At 37.2% G+C, this 21,788-nt stretch carries 27 protein-coding genes; 16 read left to right on the forward strand and 11 right to left on the reverse strand.

Going from position 1 to position 21,788, the window contains the following annotated elements; translation table 11 throughout:
• Window positions 1–338: 338 nt before the first annotated feature.
• From O0236_RS01250 to O0236_RS01275, 6 genes are all read left to right on the forward strand, one after another.
• Entirely contained in the window at window positions 339–1,088 is a 750-nt protein-coding gene (locus O0236_RS01250) for a sugar phosphate isomerase/epimerase family protein (RefSeq protein WP_268912365.1), read from the forward strand.
• Window positions 1,089–2,384, forward strand: a complete 1,296-nt coding sequence (locus O0236_RS01255) for a gluconate:proton symporter (RefSeq protein ID WP_268912366.1) — start codon at window positions 1,089–1,091, stop codon at window positions 2,382–2,384. It begins immediately after the preceding gene.
• A 17-nt stretch (window positions 2,385–2,401) separates the two neighbouring features.
• Window positions 2,402–3,364 carry a sugar kinase gene (locus O0236_RS01260; RefSeq protein ID WP_268912367.1) on the forward strand — a complete coding sequence of 321 codons (963 nt, stop codon included), beginning with the start codon at window positions 2,402–2,404 and terminating at the stop codon, window positions 3,362–3,364.
• Window positions 3,364–3,987 carry an orotidine 5'-phosphate decarboxylase / HUMPS family protein gene (locus tag O0236_RS01265; RefSeq protein WP_268912368.1) on the forward strand — a complete coding sequence of 208 codons (624 nt, stop codon included), beginning with the start codon at window positions 3,364–3,366 and terminating at the stop codon, window positions 3,985–3,987. Before O0236_RS01260 ends, O0236_RS01265 begins: the two co-directional genes overlap by 1 nt.
• Window positions 3,987–4,529, forward strand: a complete 543-nt coding sequence (hxlB, locus tag O0236_RS01270; RefSeq protein WP_268912369.1) for a 6-phospho-3-hexuloisomerase — start codon at window positions 3,987–3,989, stop codon at window positions 4,527–4,529. Before O0236_RS01265 ends, hxlB begins: the two co-directional genes overlap by 1 nt.
• Before the next feature lie 98 nt (window positions 4,530–4,627).
• Window positions 4,628–5,617, forward strand: coding sequence for a LacI family DNA-binding transcriptional regulator (locus O0236_RS01275; RefSeq protein WP_268912370.1), 990 nt, complete (start codon window positions 4,628–4,630; stop codon window positions 5,615–5,617).
• Between the two features lie 65 nt (window positions 5,618–5,682).
• Here the strand turns inward: O0236_RS01275 and O0236_RS01280 are convergent, their stop codons facing one another.
• Window positions 5,683–6,711, reverse strand: a complete 1,029-nt coding sequence (locus O0236_RS01280; RefSeq protein WP_268912371.1) for an NAD-dependent epimerase/dehydratase family protein — start codon at window positions 6,709–6,711, stop codon at window positions 5,683–5,685.
• Window positions 6,712–6,827: 116 nt separating this feature from the next.
• Between O0236_RS01280 and O0236_RS01285 the strand changes: the two genes are divergently transcribed.
• The 5 genes from O0236_RS01285 (at window position 6,828) to O0236_RS01305 (ending at window position 10,087) form a co-directional block, all read left to right on the forward strand.
• A complete protein-coding gene (locus O0236_RS01285) occupies window positions 6,828–7,271 on the forward strand; it encodes a MerR family transcriptional regulator (RefSeq protein ID WP_268912372.1) in 444 nt (147 codons plus the stop codon).
• Between the two features lie 10 nt (window positions 7,272–7,281).
• Entirely contained in the window at window positions 7,282–7,914 is a 633-nt protein-coding gene (locus tag O0236_RS01290) for a uracil-DNA glycosylase (protein WP_268912373.1), read from the forward strand.
• 715 nt (window positions 7,915–8,629) lie between these two features.
• A complete protein-coding gene (locus O0236_RS01295; RefSeq protein WP_268912374.1) occupies window positions 8,630–9,049 on the forward strand; it encodes a MarR family winged helix-turn-helix transcriptional regulator in 420 nt (139 codons plus the stop codon).
• Window positions 9,050–9,052: 3 nt separating this feature from the next.
• Window positions 9,053–9,364, forward strand: a complete 312-nt coding sequence (locus O0236_RS01300) for a DUF2316 family protein (RefSeq protein ID WP_268912375.1) — start codon at window positions 9,053–9,055, stop codon at window positions 9,362–9,364.
• On the forward strand, window positions 9,365–10,087 hold the full coding sequence (locus O0236_RS01305; RefSeq protein ID WP_268912376.1) for an SDR family NAD(P)-dependent oxidoreductase: 723 nt from the start codon (window positions 9,365–9,367) through the stop codon (window positions 10,085–10,087).
• A gap of 311 nt (window positions 10,088–10,398) precedes the next feature.
• On the opposite strand, the gene O0236_RS01310 is transcribed toward O0236_RS01305, so the two are convergent.
• The 6 genes from O0236_RS01310 to O0236_RS01335 form a co-directional block, all read right to left on the reverse strand.
• Window positions 10,399–10,974: a TetR/AcrR family transcriptional regulator gene (locus O0236_RS01310; RefSeq protein WP_268912377.1), complete on the reverse strand. Its 576-nt coding sequence runs from the start codon at window positions 10,972–10,974 to the stop codon at window positions 10,399–10,401.
• Between the two features lie 43 nt (window positions 10,975–11,017).
• Window positions 11,018–12,349: a YhgE/Pip domain-containing protein gene (locus tag O0236_RS01315; protein ID WP_268912378.1), complete on the reverse strand. Its 1,332-nt coding sequence runs from the start codon at window positions 12,347–12,349 to the stop codon at window positions 11,018–11,020.
• Between the two features lie 149 nt (window positions 12,350–12,498).
• Window positions 12,499–13,101, reverse strand: coding sequence for a matrixin family metalloprotease (locus O0236_RS01320; RefSeq protein ID WP_268912379.1), 603 nt, complete (start codon window positions 13,099–13,101; stop codon window positions 12,499–12,501).
• A 148-nt stretch (window positions 13,102–13,249) separates the two neighbouring features.
• On the reverse strand, window positions 13,250–14,098 hold the full coding sequence (locus tag O0236_RS01325; RefSeq protein WP_268912380.1) for an aldo/keto reductase: 849 nt from the start codon (window positions 14,096–14,098) through the stop codon (window positions 13,250–13,252).
• Between the two features lie 25 nt (window positions 14,099–14,123).
• On the reverse strand, window positions 14,124–15,539 hold the full coding sequence (locus O0236_RS01330) for a PH domain-containing protein (protein ID WP_268912381.1): 1,416 nt from the start codon (window positions 15,537–15,539) through the stop codon (window positions 14,124–14,126).
• On the reverse strand, window positions 15,529–16,008 hold the full coding sequence (locus O0236_RS01335; RefSeq protein WP_268912382.1) for a PH domain-containing protein: 480 nt from the start codon (window positions 16,006–16,008) through the stop codon (window positions 15,529–15,531). Before O0236_RS01335 ends, O0236_RS01330 begins: the two co-directional genes overlap by 11 nt.
• 206 nt (window positions 16,009–16,214) lie before the next feature.
• Here O0236_RS01335 and O0236_RS01340 point away from each other — a divergent pair, with 206 nt between their 5' ends.
• The gene (locus tag O0236_RS01340; protein ID WP_268912383.1) at window positions 16,215–17,426 is read left to right on the forward strand and encodes an MFS transporter; all 1,212 of its coding nucleotides are present in this window, start codon (window positions 16,215–16,217) and stop codon (window positions 17,424–17,426) included.
• A 50-nt stretch (window positions 17,427–17,476) separates the two neighbouring features.
• Here the strand turns inward: O0236_RS01340 and O0236_RS01345 are convergent, their stop codons facing one another.
• Window positions 17,477–17,701: a hypothetical protein gene (locus O0236_RS01345; RefSeq protein ID WP_268912384.1), complete on the reverse strand. Its 225-nt coding sequence runs from the start codon at window positions 17,699–17,701 to the stop codon at window positions 17,477–17,479.
• 220 nt (window positions 17,702–17,921) lie between these two features.
• Between O0236_RS01345 and O0236_RS01350 the strand changes: the two genes are divergently transcribed.
• Complete coding sequence (locus O0236_RS01350; protein WP_268912385.1) at window positions 17,922–18,572, forward strand: hypothetical protein; 651 nt, start codon at window positions 17,922–17,924, stop codon at window positions 18,570–18,572.
• A 59-nt stretch (window positions 18,573–18,631) separates the two neighbouring features.
• Here the strand turns inward: O0236_RS01350 and O0236_RS01355 are convergent, their stop codons facing one another.
• Together O0236_RS01355 and O0236_RS01360 are read right to left on the reverse strand one after the other, a co-directional pair.
• The gene (locus O0236_RS01355) at window positions 18,632–19,312 is read right to left on the reverse strand and encodes a YczE/YyaS/YitT family protein (RefSeq protein ID WP_268912386.1); all 681 of its coding nucleotides are present in this window, start codon (window positions 19,310–19,312) and stop codon (window positions 18,632–18,634) included.
• Window positions 19,313–19,330: 18 nt separating this feature from the next.
• Window positions 19,331–19,747: an OsmC family protein gene (locus tag O0236_RS01360; protein ID WP_268912387.1), complete on the reverse strand. Its 417-nt coding sequence runs from the start codon at window positions 19,745–19,747 to the stop codon at window positions 19,331–19,333.
• Window positions 19,748–19,834: 87 nt separating this feature from the next.
• Between O0236_RS01360 and O0236_RS01365 the strand changes: the two genes are divergently transcribed.
• Window positions 19,835–20,524, forward strand: coding sequence for an NAD(P)H-dependent oxidoreductase (locus tag O0236_RS01365; RefSeq protein ID WP_268912388.1), 690 nt, complete (start codon window positions 19,835–19,837; stop codon window positions 20,522–20,524).
• A 2-nt stretch (window positions 20,525–20,526) separates the two neighbouring features.
• Window positions 20,527–20,706, forward strand: a complete 180-nt coding sequence (locus O0236_RS01370) for a hypothetical protein (protein WP_268912389.1) — start codon at window positions 20,527–20,529, stop codon at window positions 20,704–20,706.
• Between the two features lie 2 nt (window positions 20,707–20,708).
• Here the strand turns inward: O0236_RS01370 and thiD are convergent, their stop codons facing one another.
• Window positions 20,709–21,515 carry a bifunctional hydroxymethylpyrimidine kinase/phosphomethylpyrimidine kinase gene (thiD, locus tag O0236_RS01375; protein ID WP_268912390.1) on the reverse strand — a complete coding sequence of 269 codons (807 nt, stop codon included), beginning with the start codon at window positions 21,513–21,515 and terminating at the stop codon, window positions 20,709–20,711.
• Window positions 21,516–21,665: 150 nt separating this feature from the next.
• Here thiD and O0236_RS01380 point away from each other — a divergent pair, with 150 nt between their 5' ends.
• Window positions 21,666–21,788, forward strand: a complete 123-nt coding sequence (locus O0236_RS01380; RefSeq protein WP_261341432.1) for a hypothetical protein — start codon at window positions 21,666–21,668, stop codon at window positions 21,786–21,788.

Below are 21,788 nucleotides of genomic sequence, written 5' to 3' on the forward strand. Positions count from 1 at the left end.
CGGAAACCATGAATGTGGTTTCCGTTTCTTTTTGAATGGTTTGTGAGTTCTGATAACAATAACGAATAGTTTGGGTAATGCGTTTCCTTAAATCATGTTGTCCATAAAACACTTTATAATCAAGGATATATGGCGATGCATGTTTTTATTGACAACTATCAGGAAAACGTTTACCATAAAAATTGTAAAAATGATCAAATACTTAATAGTTTTATTTAGCTAAGGGGGATTCTTAACTTTACAGAATTTATCAGTTGAATACTTCAGAGGAATATTTTTTTACGCCGTCTATGTAAGCGCTCACATGAATTTATTTTAATTTGAATAGGGGAATGATCATGACATTAATTTTAAATACTTGGATTTTCGAAAAAGACGTTAAAAACGGTGCACTACAAACTGATTTGATTGATAGAGTTGCAAAGCTTGGAGCAGATGGTATTGAAGTTCGCCGGGAATATTTTAAAAATATCGGTGATGAATCGGTTGTTATTGGTAATAAAGCTAAAGAAAATAATTTAATAGTTAACTACAGTGTTCCGGATGTTGTCTTTCTTGAAGATGGTAAGTTGAATCCTAAGTTGCCTCAATATTTCGAAGAGGGAAAAACAATGGGAATCAGTAAAATCAAGTTTAATACTGGTAATTTTGATGAATTTAAAGGTGATTTAGTTGCTGAATTTAATAAGTTACCAATCAATGAGATTGAAATGAATGTAGAAAATGACCAAACGAGAGTGTCGGGTACTATTGATACCATCGACACATTTTTGGGGGCAGCATACCAAGCTGGACTTACTCAACTAGGATATGTGTATGATCTTGGAAATTGGGCGTTCACCCATGGTGACGCTAATGAGGCAGCTGCAAGATTGTCTAAGTACACGCACTATATTCACTTGAAAAACACAATCGATGATGGAAATAAGCTCGTTACGTCCGATGATTTAGATGAGGGAGTGTTTGATTGGGTGGATATCGTTAAACGATTACCTAAGAATGTTCAATATGCTCTTGAATACCCGATGGATAGTGATGAACAAATCGCACAACAAATTAAGCTGTTTAATACGAAGGCCGGTGATTAGATGTTATCAACAATTAGTTCGATTTTATTATTGATTACTTTTATTGCATTTATTTACTACATCATCAAGGGTGGTAACTTGATGATTGGATTTTTCGTGATGGCCATTTTGTGGTCAATTATCGGAATGGTTCCTGCTGATCAAGTTATTCAAAAAGTTTTTGCTGAGCCTGCTCTTAATTATGGACCAACCATTATATATATTGTTTTTGGATCTTGGTTTGGCCGAGTTCTTGTTGATAGTGGTATCGCACCTGCAATATCTTTAGCGACGAATCGCGTGGGTAAAAAACGGCCATTATTAGCAGCCATATTAGTTGTCTTAGTAACAGCTCTTATTTTTATTAGTGCATATGGAGTTGGTTCTGTTATTGCAATCGGAGTTATTCTACTTCCAATCATGTTATCAGTTGGGGTTCCAAGAGAAATTGCGTTATCTGCATTTTCTTTAGCCATTGGTGCACCAATGTATTTAAACGTTGTTCTTTACAACCAAATCAAAGCATTCTTTCCACATGCTGTTTATGGTGGTAAGTATTTAGTATTTGGAGCATTAGCGATGGCAGTTCAGTTGCTGGCAGTATTGATCTTTTTATTAATAAATCGTAAAAAAATTGATCCATCCAAAGCTGAAGAGAATTTAAGAATTATTGGTGCAGAAAATAATGATCTTGCAGAAGTTAGTTCTGTTCCTAAGATTGCATTTATTGTACCGATTATTCCGGTCTTGATGAATATGATATTTAAATGGGATGCTATTCCGGCATTAACATTGGCAACATTAATTGCAATAGTTATAACTGGTAAAGCAAATCACTACAAAGACTTTGTTAAATTCCTCAATAGCACTATTTCAACTGCTATTAGCGATATTGCGGGCCTGATTATGTTCTTGATGGCTTTGATTATGTTTAGTGGTGCTGCCCAATTGGACGCAGTTCGTTTCAAGCCATTATTTGAAATGATTTTGCCACATAATAATTTGATATTGGCTGTAGCTCTTGGTGTCTTAGCTCCACTGGCATTATTTAGAGGACCATTACATGTTTGGGGTGCCGGTGCTGCGACCGCAGCAGTTCTTTCTGGAACTGGATTATTCAATGACGCATTTCTTTTACCACTTCTATACGTTCCGAGTATCCTAGCCGTTTCGACTGATATTACTCAGTCTTGGAATGTTTGGGGACTTGATTATATGAAGGTTGAATCTAAAGAATTTTTGAAACTAGGGGTCCCGATTATGTGGGGAGTTTCCTTAATTAATGAAGTATTAGTTTACTATTTCTTTGGTAGATAAAATGGAGGTTTAATAAGATGAGTGAAGTTATTACAATTGGTGAACCAGTGGTTACATTTGCTTCAACCGAGCCCGACGTAAGTATGGCGGATGCTTTAAACTGGAAAAAGATTCTTGGCGGTGCCGAATTGAATGTTGCTATTGGAATTAGTCGACTTGGACATTCTGTTGACTATATTTCACAAGTAGGTACAGACCCATTTGGTGAATATGCAATTAACACAATCAAATCGCATAATGTTGGCACAAAATATATTTCCGAAGATTCTCAAAATTGGACTGGACATCAACTTAAAGAATTAGTTACTAAAGGAGATCCCAAGACTTTTAATTATCGAACTGGTTCTGCTGCTGCACATTTGACTAGTGATACTATCGATAAAGTGAATCTAGACGGAGTGAAGTTTGCACACATGTCAGGAATTTTTCCTGCCATTTCAGATACCGCTAGAGAAACATTTAAAAAACTGTACGCCAGAATAAATGAAGCGGGCATCCCAACCACTTTTGATCCAAATCTAAGACCATCTCTTTGGGGAGATGACGAAAAGATGATCAGTACAATTAATGATCTTGCACGTAATGCAGACATTGTTTTACCTGGTGTCGAAGAGGGAAAAATTCTCATGGGTTCATCGGATCCTGAAGAGATTGCTGATTTTTACCTTAAAGGTGAGAAAACTCATACGGTTATTGTTAAAATAGGCTCAAAGGGTGCTTTTGTGAAAACGTCCGATGGCGATAAATATGAGGTCGGTGGATTTAAAGTTGATAATGTAGTGGATACTGTCGGAGCGGGTGATGGATTTGCTCTAGGAGTAATCACGGCATTGTTAGAAGGAAAAACAATGAAATCAGCTGTGCTTCGTGGAAATGCAGTTGGAGCAATGCAGGTTCAAACACCCGGTGACAATGACGGATACCCAGACCAAACTAAATTAGCAGACTTTTACAACTCGAAGGGAGTTTCTGAAGAATAATGAAATTGCAAGCAGCTATTGACAGAGTTAGCCTAGACCGTGCAAATGAAATTGCAAAAGGCTTAGATGGAATTGTGGACATCATTGAATTAGGAACCTCACTGGTTAAAGACTACGGTTTTGAAACTCTAAAAAGAGAATTTGTGGGTTTGAACGAATCAACCCTATTATTTGATGGAAAAACAATCGACGAAGGCGAATATGAGTTTGAAAAGGGGTTTGAAGCTAACGCTGATATTTTAACTGTTATGGCAGGATCTTCAATTGACACTCTTAGTAAGACATACGAAGTTACTGAAAAGTTGAATAAGCAAATGTTTATTGATTTACTGGAAGTTGAAGACGATAAGATTAAGCAGATTGCGAACTTTAAGAATGCTATCTATGGCTTGCATCATTCTAAGGATAATAAAAATGCATTTGATGCAGTTTCGTCTGTCGCAGCATTTCATAAGCAATTCCCGGATATATCGAACATCGCTGTTGCTGGTGGAATTGATGTTGATCAAGCTAAAAAACTAAGTGAACAAGGAATAGCGAATATCGTTATTGTTGGTGGAAAAATATCCGGAGCTGATGATCCAGTGGCAGCTGCTAAACAATTTATGGAGGTAATTAAGTAATGGCATTAGTTGATGAAGTACTATCAGAAATCAATGAAGTGATGAAGTTAGTTGATGAATCACAAATTGACGACGTGGAGAAATTAGTTCAAAAAGATAAAAGAATTTTTGTATTGGGATCCGGTAGATCTGGATTAATGGCCAAAGGATTCGCCATGAGGTTGATGCATATCGGCTATACTGTATTTGTGATTGGAGAAACAATTACACCATCAGTACAAGCTGGAGATGTCTTGATTTCAGTTTCCGGCTCAGGAAAAACCTCAAGTATTGTCGAATTATCCGAGAAGGCTAAAAAGAATGGAGTTGAAGTTATTGGCGTTACCAGTTCTAATAACTCTCCATTAGCACAAATTGCTGATCAAGTTTTGATTGTCCCAGGTGCAACTAAAACTGGTGATGGTGTTAAATCTATTCAGCTATTGAGTACATTGTTTGACCAAAGCGTTCATATTACTTTAGATATTTTGGCATTGAAGCTCAGTCGTAGAGACAATGTATCTAATGAATCTGCCGCTAATACTCATAGCAACATGGAATAATTCCTGATTTTGAGATTGACAATTAAAAATATTAAAAAGATACTACTTTTGATATTATGGAAGTAGTATCTTTTTAATAATTAGGACGGTGTAATTGTATGGCAACCAAAAAATCAAAATCGGCGAATATTAAAGATGTTGCAGCTCTTGCTAACGTGTCAGTGGCTACAGTATCTCGATATTTAAATGGTAATTTAAATAGAATGTCAGCAAGTACTGCGGATATAATCAAAGATGCCATTGAGAAACTGAATTACGTTCCGAATTCCACGGCAAGACAGATGAAAACTAAGACCAGTAAGATGATTGCGGTTGTTGTGTCTAACATTGATGATTTCTTTTCTACTGAATTATTTAAAGGAATTAGTTCGATGCTTGAAAGTAAAGGTTATATTGGAGTGCTGTTTGATTCTGACTCTGACCCAGATAGAGAAAAAGCCGTGCTAAAGTCAATTGGCAGTCAAATGTTTGATGGAGTAATAATTCAGCCAATTAACAACCCGAGTGATATTCAAAAGGCGCTCGTTCGTACAATACCAATTATCATTGTAGATAGGGAGTTGGATGGTAGCCCGTGGCCACAAGTGGTTACTGATAACTATGAGATTTCACAAAGAGCAACAAAATATTTCATGGGACAAGGCTTTAAGCGCGTGATCGTCCTAACTTCTGATGTAAAAAATGCTAGAACCAGAATGGAGCGATACCGTGGAATTGAGTCCGCAACTGACTCGGTTGAGTTGATAAATGTTCCAGAAAAATCTTTAAATCATGCCGCAATTAATAAACAACTTGAAGAAGCTCTACGAGATCATTCGACTAAAACGCTGTTATTCTGCTTGAAGGAGAGATGGATGCTAGAGTTTGTTCCTAATTTAATTTTCAGGGGATTCATTGATAACGAACATGTCACGACAACTGGGTTTGCCGATACAGATATTACCCACATGTTGGAACCTAAATTTAAATTAATTTCTCAAAATCCTTTCTTAATGGGTGCTGATTCTGCTGAAATGATTATTAACGTAATTTCAGGGGATGACGTTCTAGTTGATAATAGAATGGTAGTTCCAGCGAAATTTGAATAGTAATATTAAAAAATAGTCTTCTCAAAGCTTTTAGTGCTTTAAGGGGACTATTTTGATTTTAAGTATCACACTTGTTTCGTTCTAACCAACGTATCAACTGCTGCCAACACTGCTTCTTCCTTTGAGTACGTGGCTTGCCAATCGAGAAGCCTCTTAGCTTTATCAACACTAACGTTTCTGTTCATTTCCAGCATCAGCTTGCCTTCATTGGCTGTTCGGTTGAATCTTGCTAGTGATTTGATTATCCAGTTGGGCATGGTATGCTTAGCAATTTTACCGGCCAAGTCTGGGCGCTGTTGCTTCACAAGAGTTGCGATTTCAGGCATTGAAATCGAACCTTCAGATGATGCTATGAATCTCTGACCATATGCGTTTTGATTGCCTAATACTGCCACGTGAATTGATGCTACATCTCTGACATCGACAACATTTAGATTGATGTTGGGAATATAATTTGTCGAACCGTCCATTATATTTTTGATGATACCAAAACTTCCTGAGGTGTGATCATTCATGGATGGACCAAGAATTGCTACCGGGTTAATGGTCGTGAATTGCAGGTCTGTATCTTGGCCTTGCATATAATCCCAAGCAGCTTTTTCAGCGATTAACTTGGATTTTTCATATAGTGAAAGTCCAGACTGTTTAGGATCAGTCCAATCAGCTTCGGTAGTGATGGAATGTTTATCCAGATTACTAAATCCAACGGCACCAAAATTGGCAGTCATGACCACTTGTTTGACATTAGCGGCAATAGCAACTTTAAGGATTTTGAGAATGCCATCAGTTGCTGCTTGACCCATTTCATCAGGGTTGTCCGGAATGGTCATGAATACAGGTGAGGCGACGCTGATTACACGATCGATGTCACTCATCGCCTCAGACCAGCCGTCATCAGCTGATAAATCTGCTTTGGCAAAACTTAGCTGTGTAATATTTGGAACTTGATTATTTTTTAAGGTGGCAATTACTTCATTGGATTTGGCCAGATCTCTAAGAGTAGCTCGGACGTTGTACCCTTTAGTTAGTAATTCGGCGATTACGTGGATTCCTAAAAATCCGTTAGCACCAGTAACGAGAATGTTTTCTGTCATAATTATTTGCTCCAATCATGGGTTAAAACTACTTGAGTTTTTGTATTGATGAGGTTACTCTAAACCCTAGACATAACTCTATGGCAAATAAAAATGAAAAATGTGAGGATAATTTTTTGACCTACACAATCAAAGAAGTTTCAGAGATAACTGGTTTGTCGATTTATACATTGAGATTTTATGATAAGAAAGGGTTACTTCCCTTTGTTGCTCGTAACGATTCAGGGTATCGTGAGTTCACCGAAGGGGATTTAAATCTGATTCATACAATCTGCTGTTTGAAAGATACCGGGATGAAAATTGATAAAATTCGGGAATACATTGATGATGTTATGCAAGGTACCAGTTCAATTAATCATCGAGTTTTCTTACTAAATGAACATAAAAAGGCAGTACTCGATGAGATGGACAGAATTCAACAAAATTTAGCTGAGATCGACTATAAATTAAACATGTATGAGTCACCGGATGCTACCAAAAAAGTGAGTGAAGAACTGGCTTATGCGATTAATGAAAAACAGGTCAATCAATTGGCTAATCCATACCCAGCAAATAAATGAGGTGACTAGTGTGGCAACGCAGACAATATTGACGCCCAAGTGGATAGAGTGGGGCAAACAACAGGCAGCAAAATTTAATAATTTGGAAGGATTTGTCGCTGGTGAAGGTGGTCCTGATCCGAAAATATTGTTACTAGGAGAAGCTCCTGGAGCAAAAGAAATTGAGCTAGGACACCCGTTTCAGGGCCCTTCAGGCAAAGAACTGGATCGTTGGTTAACCACACTTTCATTAACTCGCGAAGATGTTTATATTTTCGGAGTTGTTAGTTCACGCCCTTTTAGTATTGGTAAGTCCGGTTTAAAAAGTGATCGGCGACCAAATAATACTGAAGTTAAAGCATTTGCTCCGTTGTTTGATTATGAGTTATCCCATTTTAAAAATAAGTTATTGGTAACCATGGGTAATGCCAGCCTACAACGATTACTAGGTAAGGATGCTAAGGTCGGTGATTTGCATGGCCAGTTACTTCATCAACCAGTGCAAAGATACAATGAGTCTACGGGTGAATTTGAGTGGAGTGATTCAAAGTATGATATTTTTCCGCTCTATCATCCTTCATATTCTAAAAGATTTAAGTCCATGGCACCGATTGTCGATGAAGATTCTGCCAAATTGAAGAAATTATTGGCTACCTTAAAATAAAAAAGTCTCTTTTAAGGTTAATTTAAGTTAAGGGATGTATATTAGTGACAATTAAATATGAGTCGAGGCTTCAGTTATTTAAAAGTATTTCTGGCTTCATTTCTCCCAAGTGTGTTAGCGTAAGTGATATTTTAGCTGGGCCTTGATTTGTATTTAATTTCAAGTAGAAGATTACTTTAATAAACGACTAGTTACTTTGTTTTCATGATTGTTCATCTCCCCCAGAGTGTATATAATTTAATGAAATATAACTTAGTCGATGTCATTTAGTTAAAGTGACAAACAACAGCGGTGGTAGAATTTATTTCTATCATCGCTTTTGTTTTGCAAAAAAAGAATTTGAAATTAGCTGATATTTTTAAACTTGTTTTAAGGTACCGTTGGTATGATGCTGATAATCAATAAAAGGAAGGGGTGAATCGACTCGTTTCAGAGATAAACTCAGGTATAGCTGAATTCAATCAATGAAAGGAAGTTTGATATGACGATTAAACAAATAATTCCATTGGCTCGATTTACCACTTGCTTTTAAGATTCATAGTATATTGCATGAATTAAGTGTGGTGCAATTCCTCGAAGATTTGAATGCTCATCTCCTCCAATAATAAAAAAGCCGACCAAAATGGCCGGCTTTTTTATTGAGTTAACTTAAAATTAAAACAGTTGTATTTTTAAGTATTAGGTATATACTTACCTTTCACATGGAGGTAATTCAATGGAAAAGCAAATCACTATTTCGTCATTGCTATACCGAATTTCGGTCTTGCAACAGACCATTTTAACTAAGAAGCTTAAACAAATCGGTGTCAGTCAAGATCAGGCTCGTACACTGAATTTAATTGAAAGTGTGCCACTAATAAAGCAAACAGAGATTGCAAGATATGTTGGTAGAAGTGACGCTAGTACGTCAAACTTACTTAAAGGTCTAGAAAAGAATCACTTGATTGAACGGAAAGTCAGTGAATTTAGCGATCGCGAAAAGCAGCTCCAATTAACAGAAGATGGGGTCAAAATGGTTCAAAAAATTCAGGTGGCCTTTGATGAATTAAATCAACTAGTGGATCAGTCTGTAGTTAAACAGGATGAACTTTCTGAGCAATTAACGAAAATCGTTGATGGATTAAAAGGAGAATAAACATTGTCACTTACACCAGAAGAAACAATTGCAACTAGAGAAGAACTTTTGGCTAATTTTAAGATAGCCGATGTGTCAATTGAGCAAATTGCTTTGGACTTAAATACAAGCTCAAGTCATGTCCAACGAGTTTTAGATTTAGATCCTGATCGAATTGAAGAACCTTGGATTTTGCGCAACTACCTTAATAGCATGATTGAGAAGAATGGTGATAAACCATTACCATATTCAAGATTAAAGGGGTCACCTTTGAAGCATTGGTTCTTAGATCAAAGATTTATTAGAGAAAACAAATTAGTTAAGGAGCGGGATTAAATGGTTAAGACATTAGTTACTGGAGCAAACAGAGGAATCGGGTACCAAATTGCGCTACAACTGGCTCTGACAGGAAATGAAGTTATCATCTCAGCTAGGACTGATAACTCATTACTCGATGCACTGGGTTCTTTGGAAAAGGATGGTGCAGATCCTAGTAAGATTGATGGTGTAGTGATGAATTTGAACGACAGCGTAACGATTGAGCAGGCTGGCCAATACATTACTACGAATCATCCTGATTTACAGCAATTGATCAATAATGCAGGAATTGCTGGTGATATGGATAAATTGCCGTTGGACACCACAGTAGAGGAAATGAAAGCCACGATGGACGTCAATGTCTATGGCACTTATCAAGTAATTCAGGCGATGCTGCCAGTAATTGAGAAAAATAGTGGGAAAATCGCTAATATCACTGGAGGCAATCAGCCAGTTGCTTGGTACAATCCGACGGCATACCGAGTTTCAAAGGTGGCATTAAACGCAGTGATGCAATCAATTGCTATCCAGTTCTTCAATGAAAAACGTTCAGTTGAAATCTTTGGTATTTTTCCGGGTGGTGTTTCAACAGGTATCAATGGATTCCGCCAAGGTTCATATATGAAATCCGCAGAAGAAGCAGGTAAATTGATTATTGGTATTATGAATGATGGTCAGAATCACAATGGTGATATTGTGGGTCCCGACAAAACTATCTTGAATAAAATTGATTTTGAATAATTTTTCTGGATTTAACTTTGTTTTAAGGTCCACCATTTATGATGTAGCTATCCTAAAAAAAGGAAGGCAACATACCAATCTCTATCGGATTAAAAGTTGAGACACCCCCAAGTGTATTCAGAATAATACTCTCGTTTCAACTAATTTAAGGATGTTAGATTAATACCTTGTTTTATAGTTAATAACCAGTTTAGGTTGCCAAACCGTTCTTATTCATTCCCCCAATGTAATAAATCATGTAAATGGCAATGCAGTAAATAAGGTTATGTAACTGAAAGAACCGCGTAGATATCATTATCTACGCGGTTCTTTTATTTAATGTGGTTAGCAAATTCAGTCACATTTTGGCTAATGAACTGTTCTTCACTTAATTCTAGTGACCCAGAAAGTCTAACTGAGATTCTGCCAAAATTCATAAACATAAAATTGGTAGCTTCAACCTTGACGTTAACGGAAGAGTTAACTTCACCGTTTTCTTGCATTTGGGTTAACACAGTAATTAGGCCATCTCTGTATTTTTGAGGAAGCCGTTTAACTTGATCACTAATATTATCAGAAATGTCGGCGTTACGTTCCATAAGAATGGTGAATATCGCTCGATGATTAGCTACGAATTCGGCATAGGTTTTAGCAATCCAAGTTAAGTCAGCGACAATGTCACCAGAAATTTTGAATTGATCTTCTAATTCACCAACTGTTTCCATATATTGAGAAATCAGTGCATCAAGCAAGTGGGCCTTGTCTTTAAAATGTCGAAAGATGGTGATCTCATTGACACCAGCAGCTTCGGCAATTTTTTTAGTTGTTGTGGATTTGTAACCGTAGTGGGTGATTAGGTCAGCAAAGGCATCTAAGATTAATGTGTCGGTATCTCTTTTTGTTGTCATAAATGTATCCTTAGATAATGTATTTATCTATAACTATACTAGATTATTCGGCTGCTTTAAAGTTAGTCGCAAATGGTTTGCTCTTTTTGAGGCTGACAATGATCAGGTTAATAACAATTAATGCGATGATTATCAAGCTCAACTTCATCCAAAGAGTTGTAGTTCCAGAACCACCGTACATGATATTGAAATCAGCGGTGACACTATAATACATTGGCGAAACAGTATGAATTGCTTGATAGAAGCCATTCATAGCAACCACTGGAATCATACCACCCGATGCCACGACTTGAAGCATTGTTAGGAAGACGTTGACTGACGTTCCAAGAATTCCAAATAGCATTAGCATAATGCTGTTTAAATTAAACGATGCGAAAGTTTCAAGAGCGTGGTTTAACCAAAGCTGAGTAAAAACGTCACTTCCAAGATGCATAGAAGGTGAGATGATAGCCACGGTAACACCACTAGAAATGATGGCGATTAAAACCATGGCGATTTCTAGCATTACGAATGCCTTCAAGCGGCCAACTTTCATGGTTTCTTTTGAGTAGGCAGTAAATAGTACTACTGTTCCTAGCATTGAGCCAATGTAAATTGCTAAGTTAACAATGAAGGGAGCTAAGCTGTAATTCAAACCAGTTCGAACAGGGTTAACTTTATGGATCTTAGTTTTTACAGACTTACCTACTGGAGCATAAACTTTGGCAACACCTTGTTTGATTTTTGTTTCTTGGGCTTTGGCAGTTTGATTGATTTTTTTGCTTCCAGCGGCTGTTTGTTGCTTAAGACGAGCTTCGAGTTGTGGCTGGGCTGCGGTAGGTGCAGCAGCGATAGCTTGTTTTTGAGTGGCCACTTGTGCCGTCATCTTTTTTTGTTGGGTGGCAAGGGATTGCTTAAGGACTTTCATTTGGCTTTCAGCAAGAATAGCTTGGCCCTTCTTTAAAATCACTTGTTGATTAACAGAATTACCAACGCCAGTGGCGACAGCGTTCATTTGCGTTGTCACAGATGATTGATTTGATTGATTAATGTAAAAGTTGAGATCAACCGATTTGTTTTTGCCAATATCTTTTGAAAAATTTTTAGGGATAGCAATAATCAAGTACGTTTTGCGATCTTTTAATTTCTGCTGAGTGTCGCTTAAGTTACTTGAATGATGAATATACTTGAATGGAAGGCTGTCATCCAACTGATTGGTAAGTTTTTTGCTCTTACTATCTTGGTTCACGATGGTAACTGGCATTTCGTCGACCTTCTTAGGAACACCGCTATAACCGTTAAAGTAAATTGCAAAAATTAAGCAACCGTAGATAATCAATAAAAATAGCGTTACTAACACTTCTTTGCTAGTTAAAAATTTCTTGAGTTCTTTCATGTTCAAGACTCCTTAAAGTTGATGTTTGGATAATAGCACCTTTTTAAAAACTGTGCAAGTACTTGCTTACATTTCTTTGCTAAACAGGCAAATTTAATAACAAAAACCACCACATCAGCAAAGTTTGCTAGCGTGGTGGTTCAGATGTTTTATCCACATATAGGCTGTGAATATAATTGTTTTAAATTATTGATATCGTTTCTTGCGAGTTTAGCTTTCGAATTCCATTTAGTTACTGGGTACATGATTGATTTCGGATCGTTACTATTATGAGATAGTCCCAGTGCGTGGCCTAATTCATGCTCAATCACATGAAGTTTTGCTTGTCTTGTGTACCCATACTGATTTAGATCTCGATTATTGATTTGAATTTGACAGCTGGTTAGTTGAGTTCCATCACTTTCCCAATGAGTGTTGCCTAAAATTGTATCTCCTAATAACTTTGCATTATCTGTAGCAGCAGGTGATTTGGGTAAAATGTGCTTTAAAGAGAAAGTAATTTGACCAGCAGAGGTGGTTTTAACCAATGTAATAGTGTTAGTTTGGTTGTATTTTCTAATCGCTTGATCGAATAGTTTGTTATAACCTTTGGAAGAGGTTTTTGATTGCACGTAGACAGATGGTGTATGCCAATGAAAATTACAATTATCATTGGTAGTATCTGCATGGATTGGAATAACAACGCCAAAATTAGCCAGTATGAGTACAATGACTGTTAGCAAAAGTTTCTTGATAGAATGAGATTTGTGCATGCTTGGACCTTTCTATAATGAATTTCTAATTTCTAGAACAATAAAAGTTTATCATAGGAATACAAAATAAAAAAGGTCTTTCGTTTGACAAAAAATAAAAAATATGATAAATGGGGTAGATTATCAAACCGGTATATTATTTACCACTTTAAAGAATATCGAGAGGCGCGTGTGTTGTTGGAGCAGGAAAATTATCGTCGATAATTGATAATTCTTTAGCGCTTAATTCAATATCGCCAGAATTGATATTTTCGGTAGCATGTTGTGGATTGCTTGATTGAGGAATTGCCAGAACATTGCCATTACGAATGGACCAAGCAAGGAGGATTTGGTAAGGAGTGACATCGTGGCGGTTAGCAATTTCTAGAATGGTTGAATTAGTGGTTAAATCTTGACCAAAACGATCCCCTTGAGCGACCGGAGTATAAGCGATGAAGGGAATATGATGATCAACTTGCCAAGATTGTAAGTCATATTCTGTTCCGCGACTGCCTAAGTTATAGAGATCTTCGTTGGCAGCAACATTGTTACCACCTGATATTGCTAATAATTCTTCCATATCCATTAGATCAAAGTTTGAAACACCCCAACGTTTAATTTTTCCAGTTGTTTGAGCTGCCTGCAATGCTTCTACAGTTTCTGACAAAGGAATGCTACCACGCCAGTGATAGAGGTATAGGTCGAAATAATCAGTATCCACACGTCTTAAGCTAGCTTCTAAATGTTTGGGAAGTTGAGCGAGCGAAGCATTTTCGGGCAGCACTTTATCAATAATGAACAAATCTTGGCGATTGAATTTCTTAATTGCCTTGCCAACCAATCGTTCACTATTACCATTGCCATACATTTCTGCAGTATCTATGACCTGAGCTCCGGCCTCGATACCTGCTTGAATTGCGGCAATTTCATCACCTTGGCGGTTAGACTTATCACCCATGTGCCATGTTCCAATACCAATTGCTGGGACTGATTGATCTCCAAACATAACTGTTTTCATTATGAATTCCTCCTTAAATATTGATTTAAGATAGCCAATTAAATAGGTTGTCCGCTTCTGCTTTAGGTATATATCTTAAGCGTAGTTCTTTATCACTATTTTTAGAACGAATATGAATCACAAAGTGGGCTAGTCCGGTTCTGTGCATCCAAATTGATTGTCTAACTTCGAATGACTGAATGTTTTTAGTTTCCACAACTGTTATTGACTTAGTTAATAGGTGGCCGTTTGAAATAATCAATTGATGATTGCCAATGTAATAACCGTTGTTCTTAGCAGCGTACCAACCGATCCATATTGCAAAAGGCAATAAAATCAAAGTAGTTAATCCCCATATTCTGAATGTGCTAACAAATATAGCTACCATCAATATGCTGATCAAACTGGCATTGCGAATATAATACCAGTAGCTTCTGTGTGGTAAATGGGCCAATGAAGGTAACTTTTCTGGGACCCAATCCACGAAGCGATGGGTCATCGAATCAGCCAAGTGATTGTTAATTACAGGAACCAATGTAATATCGTCTTCCTCTTCTTGCTTGCCTGCATTAGAGGCAACGACCGTCTGTACCGTTGTTAGTTTAAAAAGCTGACGGATGATATTTTGTTTGAAAACGACGGCTTGGATTCGTTGTTGTTTAACGCTAAAAGAGCGTTTTGTAATTAATCCTTGAGTGGTTTGCAGTTGACCGTTATCTTCACTGATCGTGAAGCGATAGTATTTAAAAATGGTCATTAAATATGAAATGATCATGCCAATAATCAGCAAGATAACTATCACTGAGACGATAATTAGAATCGATTCGTTAGCCATTAGTGCGAACAGACTATTGAGATATCGTTCAGGAATGGCATCTTGAATTCGACCATAGACCGCACCAAGAACCGCCAGAATTGGTAGTATTCCCAATGAGGTTAATGCGAAGATATTTAAACTGTGCGAGTCAATATGATAGACATTGTCATCTGGTTTGATATCGGCATCAGTTACTGCAGAAGTTGGATGGCGATGAGACTCGATTATAGAGCGAGTTGATTCAGGCACCATGGGCAGAATTGCTTCTGCCTTGTCACTTTCTTGACCTGCAGTTTCAATGTTGAGGGTTTCTAAATGAAAGGGAATTAAAAAGAACTGTTGGTCTTGAGTGATAGTCTGAATTCGTTGGTAGGGGATGTGCAGATGCTTTTTGACAAAAATACCACTATTGATGGTCAGCATTTCTTCGCCAATTTCATAAGTAAAAACACCATAGCGAATAATGGATGAAATGACGATTAAAATCACAAAGGCAGTTACGACCATTGGTAAGCTGATACCAACTTTTTGAAAAACACTTAAAAGTGACGCAAATACAATGAAAATTATCCAGAGCCAGTCAGCCAATGTTTTATAGATAAAATAGATGAGAGCAACAGGATTGAGGTGCTTCTTAGAGGTCATTTTCGGCCTCCTTCATCGCCCGCTGCATGATTTGAGTCCGCAACTGTTCGGCAATAGCTGGTTCTAAACCATCAATATCATGGTTTGTTGAGGCAGTAGTGATAGTAACTAACTGTAGTTTTTGTGATCTTAAAACGGGTCCTTGAGCAATTCGGACATCTTGTACTCTAGCGATGGGAACGGACACTAACTTGCGGAAGATAAATCCCTTTTGGATCTGGATAGCGTCTTCAGTTAATTGATATTTGAAAAAGTTATATCGGTAAGGAATTAATGCCAGTCCGACGAGGAGAACAATTATTCCGTAGGCCATGATTGCATATGATAGGTATATCAGCCACTGCCAATCACTGTATGATCCGATAAAGAAGGCAGCGATGAAAATGCCAGTGGTTACGATGAATGTTAGGAATGTCGAGATTCTCCAAACGGTCTTGATTTTATGAGGTAAATAGGATGCTTGTTCCATGTTTTGCTCCTTTTAATGCTGTATTTAAATCAATCATAACAAATTATTTAAATAAAATATGGTGAGATAATCAATTTTTAATTTGCTGATTTTTTAAAGATACGCAGATGTTTTTTACTGCCAAGTGAATTGATTAGTTGACTAGTTAATGAAATTTACCGTACAATAGACGGAATTGACTTTAAGGAAAAAAGAGGGGGATGACAATGTCAAAAAAGGTTAGAAACGCGATTATCGCGCTTATCTTTGGTAACTTTTTAGTTTGTATTGGGATGAGTTTGATTTTCCCAGTTATGCCGTTTATTAAAAATGAACTGCATTTGTCTGCGACAGATATGGGAATTATGAATTCATTATTCGCATTGGCTCAATTAATTGCTTCGCCAATCGTTGGTCAAATATCTGACCGCATGGGTCGCAAGAAGATTTTAGTAGCCGGATTAGCTTTATACGCTGTATCTGAAGTCATGTTTGCTGCGACTAACTTTTTATGGATGTTTGACATCTCTCGAATAATCGGTGGATTGTCAGCTGCCATGGTCGTGCCAACTACCAATGCTTTAGCAGCCGATATCACTACCCCTAAGCAACGGGCACGGGTGATCGGTCTGTTATCAGCAGCTTTTAGCGGGGGCCTGATTCTGGGACCTGGTCTTGGTGGGGTATTAGCCAAAATCGATTATAAAACGCCTTTTTGGTGTGCTGCAGCTTTAGGACTACTATCTATGTTGTCATTTATATTTATGCTGCCAAACGACGAGGAAATTAAATCAATGGCTACTGCTACAGGTGGTAAGATTGAAGATCCTAGGTCAGTGACTGGTAAAGCCAGTTGGGCACAAACTAAGCAATTATTATTTGGTCCTATGGGACTACTATTCTTGATGATTTTGATATCATCTTTTGGCCTAGTTGGTTTTGAAAGTATCTATAGTCTGTATGTAAATGAAGTTCATCATTTCACTTTGGAAAATATCGCTTTAGTATTAACGTTGAATGGAGTAATTTCTTTATTCTTCCAAGTAGTATTGTTCAACAGAATGGTAACGTGGTTAACGGAAAAGCGCCTGATTCGCTACTGTTTCTTCTTAGCATTTGCTGGAACGATTTGGATTATTTTAGCTCATTCCAAGATTGAAGTGATTATTGCTACTTTGATCGTATTTACTATGTATGACTTGTTAAGGCCAGCCATTACCACATTGTTGACAAAGGCTAGTACAACTAATCAGGGATTCGTAAATGGGGTCAATATGTCCCTTACGAGTGTGGGTAATATTATCGGACCAATCGTTTCTGGATCATTATTAGATGTTAACTATCATTATCCTTACTTGGTAGTAATCGTGTTCTTGTTTGCGTCATATTTATTGACTTACAAAATTAAAGATAATTTCACACACGTTGAAGTTAACTAAAAAAGGAGCTGAAATAAATTCAGTTCCTTTTTTTATTTGGAATCCAGTTCTTATTTTGTAATATAGACGATATCGTCGACATTGCTTTCTTTGATTTTATGCGAGCGATTAAAGAGGCTCGTTAAGGTAATTAAATGATCCTTAACGCCGGTTACATTACCGATTAAATCTTGGCGACTTATCTCCCTGTCACCGTTAAAAAGCTTGATTTCTACGATTGCTCCGTTGCGCATCGCATCTTCTGCGAGGGCCCCGATTGGTAAAATTTGTTCCATGTAATCAACCTCCGTTCGATTCTTTAATTATACGAACACAGGTTTGGATATTCAATATTGATTTTTGATTTTCAATGTTGTATCTACCAGAAAAAAAGTTTAGTGCAAGGAATCAATTGTTAAATTTATTTACGAATTTTATTCAAAATAGTTAGAAATTGTAACCTAGAAAAATTGGGTTTCATGATAAAATTATTGTACAAGACAAAGGAGAAACAAATTGGTAAAACAGGGTAAGTTCGCAAAATCTAGTAAGCAAAAACAAATCAAACAAATCTTAAAAGCTAAGCGTAAGCCTCAAGGCAGAATCATCAATGATTCAGAATTCGAGAACTTTTTGTTGGTTCGTTATGGATTAACGTTGAAGAAAAAATTGAATTCGGAAGTTAAAGAATCAGTTCAGCGTTTTCTACAACAGTGGATCTTAGTGGGGGGTAACCAATCGACTTGGTCAGTAGAAGCCATGTTACCACAAGTTCTGCAGCAACTAAATGTTAGTTTGCCATGGCAATTCTATAAACAAATCGCTGACAATTTTTCTGAATTTCAATCTTTCTTACAACGAGAACTTAAGGCTGTTCCTCTAAAAGAAAGAAAAGCACTGACAGATGAACTGTCTGATGGAGATGTGAATGACGTCATCGCTGGTCAGTTAGCTGCTAATACATTTATCGCCACTATGGGTGGAAATCAAGAAATGCTTCAAAAGGTGACACAAAGCCAACTTGAGGATGTATTGAACAGCTTTAGCCATGAGGAAGCAATTGATTGGGATAAAGTCAGAAATATTTTTGATCCAATGGGTTTTGAAATTCCAAGTGGTTTGGATATGCCAACTAAAAAATGGCTAGAAACTATGAGCGAAAGTTAATTTTAAATTGATAATAAACAAAGGCCATTCATATTAATGAATGGCCTTTGTTTTACTATTTATTTTGCGCGATAACTTTCAATTTTGTTTAGAAGCTTTTCATTAACATGTTCACTCCAGAATTCAATAAGTGGACCAGTAAAGAAGGCGATGATGATGGTTACAAAACCAATTGGGCCACCAACTAAGTATGCTGCTACCATGAATGCAACATCTTGAATAACTCTGATTACTCGGTAACGAATCTTAGTCCAGTTAGTGATGATAGGAGCAATCCCGTCATATGGGGCCATTCCTAAGTTAGCCGACATGTACATTGAAGCACCGAATGAGAAAATCAATAAGCCGACGATGGCATTGATAAGTTGTAATGGTAATGAAGTTATTGTGCCGAACAATGAAGTGTAGATTCCTGAGAAGAACTGAATCTCGTAACCAACTAACACCATGTTAAGCACGGTTCCGATTCCAATCATCCGGTAGTTAGCAAACACTACGAAGACGAACAACACTAGATTGATTATTAATTGGAAGTTCCCTAGACCCATTCCCAATAGTTTGCTGGCACCTAGGTTTAGTCCGGTAAATGGATCCATTCCCAAGTTGGCTGCCTTTAAGAAAGCTTCGCCAATTGAAATGATGAGAATTCCCACAAATGACATGAGTGTTTTGTTAGATAAAATAACCGTTTTCTCTTTACGTGTAACCGTTTGCATTTTTGCCTCTACTCTTTCATCCATTATTTCCACCATCCTGTATTATTTAATCTTGATCGTCATTTCAGTAGCGTCCTCTAATGTTTTATGAACTGTGCATCGGTGGATTACTTCTTCGACAAAATTTTGTTGATCAGTGTAACTTAAATTTGTTTTACAATCAATTATAATGTTAATCGAAGATATCTTTGATGACTTATCTGGAAATACAGTAACGTCTCCAGATACATCAACGGCAAACTTTTCAATCTCCAGATTTTCCATTTTTCGAGCTAAGATACTTGCTGTTGCTCCTAAGCACGCACCAATCGAACCCAGTAAATATTCGATTGGTGTTGGACCCTTATCGGTTCCATGAACTTTCAGTGGTCGATCGGAAATGAATTCGTGATTACCAGCAGTTGTAGTAGTTTTAGCTCCAACCTTTTGGTAGTCTGTGTGTACGGAATAACTTGCCATTAGATAACCTCCGTTCGTAGCTTATGAAAGTATTTTACAACAAATCTAGACCAATGAAAACCCATTCATTTTAGTGAGGCAATTAATATGAAGACACAAATATTGGTTTCACACCCGCAAATAAAGGGTTCTGGAACCCAAAAATTTCTTGAAACGACTGGAAAATATTTTTCAAATAATTTTTTTGAATCGATTGATCTAACATATCCTGATGGTGATATAGATATTGACACTGAACAGGACCGATTGAGAGAAGCTGACCGAATCATTTTTCAATTTCCGATGTATTGGTATCAGGCTCCTGATAGCCTAAGCCGGTATATGCAAGACGTATTTACTAGAAAATATGTTGAAAGTCAACGAGCTTTAAGAGATAAGGAATTAGGCATCGTGGTGTCTATTGGTGATGCTCTAAGTCAATTCCAACTTGGCGGTAGTGAGCATTTCACACTTTCAGAATTAATGGCACCGTACGCTGCTTTTGCGAATAAAGCAGGGATGAAATTTTTGCCAATTTTTCCAGTGGAACAGTTCAGTTATATGGATGAATCACAGAGGCTGAAACTCGCCAGTGATTATGCTGCTTACATCGGTGCAGAGCAACCGTTCTCTTTAGTAGGCCGAACTGAATGGCTAACTAGTCAGTTAGAATCAATAATGACTAAGCGTGAAAATAAAACAGCCATCAAATTGATCATTGATTCTATCAACGATAGAAAAGATCGCATTGATGACTTACAGGAAAATATTAAATTGATTCGTGATGAGGAGGAATAATTATGAACGATGAACAAGACTGGTTAGTCCAACAACTCAATCAACAAGCATCAGACTCATCATCGTTTGTGGAACGGGCTTTATTTACCGCTGCTGAGAATTTAGTAATCGAGCAGGGTAATCGAATCGACCAACATGAAGGCGAATTAGATGGCCGGATTTGGAACCCAGATAAATGGTAGTGTTAATCTTTGGGAGCCCAGTGATTGATGGGACCAAATTTATGGCCAACCATAATTTCTGATTCAATTGCTTCATTAACAAAACGTTTGGCAATTTCGATGGCTTCCTTGATACTGGTTCCCTTGGCAATCTCAGCTGCAATACATGCTGAAAGACTATCACCAGTACCATTAACGCGATTAGTTGCATGATATTTATCAAGTAAGAAGAAATCTTCACCAGACTCTAAGAGGACATAATCAGCAACTTCTGTCTGATGATTATCATCGTGACGACCCTTTAAGACTACGTTTTTTGCACCAAGTTGTTGCAATTTTTTGGCGGCTAATTTGGTATCAGCTTCATCATTGATTTGCATTTCGGCTAGTTTTTGCGCTTCAAAGAAATTAGGGGTAATCACAGTTGCTAATGGAATGAGCTTGTCTCTTAAAGTTTGGTAGGCACTTTCTTCTAACAAAACGTTACCATGTTTAGTTGTAATTACTGGGTCGACTACTAATGGTCCGAAATCGTATTGAGTATAATTTTTGACGACAGTCATAATCAATTCAGAATCTGAAAGCATGCCGGTTTTACTAGCTTTGATTTGATAATCATCTGCGAGGGCTTTAAATTCATTATCAATGAAGCTGGTGGGCAAATTAACGGCATCGTGAATGCCATAACTGTTTCCAGCAACACAGGCAGTCATAACCGAAGCGCCGTAAACGTGTCTTCTAAAAAAAGTGTGCAGATCTGCCTGCATACCGGCACTACCATCACTGTCAGATCCAGCAATGGTCAGTGCTTGGGGATATTGTTCTATCATATTAGCCACCTCAATTAGCTTATTTGGTTGTAAATATTACCATATATTGACATTTGAATGTTGGTTTGATTTTCTGATATAGATTGTAGTACAATATAAAAGTCTATTGAAGTGTAAAGAATTATTAAAGCTTATAAGGAGAATTCTACAATGCGTAAATGTCATCCAAATGGCGTTCAAGGACGTCGTCCAATCAACAAGAAGAATGATGCAAAACGTAACCAACAAATTGCTGATCTTCAAAAGTTTTTGAAGTCAAAACCAGCTAAGTAA

The organism is Lentilactobacillus sp. SPB1-3 (genome assembly GCF_026913205.2).
Lineage (GTDB): Bacteria > Bacillota > Bacilli > Lactobacillales > Lactobacillaceae > Lentilactobacillus > Lentilactobacillus terminaliae.

What these genes read in the sequence shown, in the direction of transcription:
- O0236_RS01280 (WP_268912371.1), bottom strand. Translation starts at nt 6,711, where the DNA reads ATGACAGAAAACATTCTCGTTACTGGTGCTAACGGATTTTTAGGAATC.
- O0236_RS01250 (WP_268912365.1), top strand. Translation starts at nt 339, where the DNA reads ATGACATTAATTTTAAATACTTGGATTTTCGAAAAAGACGTTAAAAAC.
- O0236_RS01355 (WP_268912386.1), bottom strand. Translation starts at nt 19,312, where the DNA reads ATGGATGAAAGAGTAGAGGCAAAAATGCAAACGGTTACACGTAAAGAG.
- thiD (WP_268912390.1), bottom strand. Translation starts at nt 21,515, where the DNA reads ATGATAGAACAATATCCCCAAGCACTGACCATTGCTGGATCTGACAGT.
- O0236_RS01265 (WP_268912368.1), top strand. Translation starts at nt 3,364, where the DNA reads ATGAAATTGCAAGCAGCTATTGACAGAGTTAGCCTAGACCGTGCAAAT.
- O0236_RS01370 (WP_268912389.1), top strand. Translation starts at nt 20,527, where the DNA reads ATGAACGATGAACAAGACTGGTTAGTCCAACAACTCAATCAACAAGCA.
- O0236_RS01340 (WP_268912383.1), top strand. Translation starts at nt 16,215, where the DNA reads ATGTCAAAAAAGGTTAGAAACGCGATTATCGCGCTTATCTTTGGTAAC.
- O0236_RS01365 (WP_268912388.1), top strand. Translation starts at nt 19,835, where the DNA reads ATGAAGACACAAATATTGGTTTCACACCCGCAAATAAAGGGTTCTGGA.
- O0236_RS01260 (WP_268912367.1), top strand. Translation starts at nt 2,402, where the DNA reads ATGAGTGAAGTTATTACAATTGGTGAACCAGTGGTTACATTTGCTTCA.
- O0236_RS01335 (WP_268912382.1), bottom strand. Translation starts at nt 16,008, where the DNA reads ATGGAACAAGCATCCTATTTACCTCATAAAATCAAGACCGTTTGGAGA.
- O0236_RS01305 (WP_268912376.1), top strand. Translation starts at nt 9,365, where the DNA reads ATGGTTAAGACATTAGTTACTGGAGCAAACAGAGGAATCGGGTACCAA.
- hxlB (WP_268912369.1), top strand. Translation starts at nt 3,987, where the DNA reads ATGGCATTAGTTGATGAAGTACTATCAGAAATCAATGAAGTGATGAAG.
- O0236_RS01330 (WP_268912381.1), bottom strand. Translation starts at nt 15,539, where the DNA reads ATGACCTCTAAGAAGCACCTCAATCCTGTTGCTCTCATCTATTTTATC.
- O0236_RS01310 (WP_268912377.1), bottom strand. Translation starts at nt 10,974, where the DNA reads ATGACAACAAAAAGAGATACCGACACATTAATCTTAGATGCCTTTGCT.
- O0236_RS01255 (WP_268912366.1), top strand. Translation starts at nt 1,089, where the DNA reads ATGTTATCAACAATTAGTTCGATTTTATTATTGATTACTTTTATTGCA.
- O0236_RS01325 (WP_268912380.1), bottom strand. Translation starts at nt 14,098, where the DNA reads ATGAAAACAGTTATGTTTGGAGATCAATCAGTCCCAGCAATTGGTATT.
- O0236_RS01295 (WP_268912374.1), top strand. Translation starts at nt 8,630, where the DNA reads ATGGAAAAGCAAATCACTATTTCGTCATTGCTATACCGAATTTCGGTC.
- O0236_RS01345 (WP_268912384.1), bottom strand. Translation starts at nt 17,701, where the DNA reads ATGGAACAAATTTTACCAATCGGGGCCCTCGCAGAAGATGCGATGCGC.
- O0236_RS01380 (WP_261341432.1), top strand. Translation starts at nt 21,666, where the DNA reads ATGCGTAAATGTCATCCAAATGGCGTTCAAGGACGTCGTCCAATCAAC.
- O0236_RS01275 (WP_268912370.1), top strand. Translation starts at nt 4,628, where the DNA reads ATGGCAACCAAAAAATCAAAATCGGCGAATATTAAAGATGTTGCAGCT.
- O0236_RS01315 (WP_268912378.1), bottom strand. Translation starts at nt 12,349, where the DNA reads ATGAAAGAACTCAAGAAATTTTTAACTAGCAAAGAAGTGTTAGTAACG.
- O0236_RS01360 (WP_268912387.1), bottom strand. Translation starts at nt 19,747, where the DNA reads ATGGCAAGTTATTCCGTACACACAGACTACCAAAAGGTTGGAGCTAAA.
- O0236_RS01320 (WP_268912379.1), bottom strand. Translation starts at nt 13,101, where the DNA reads ATGCACAAATCTCATTCTATCAAGAAACTTTTGCTAACAGTCATTGTA.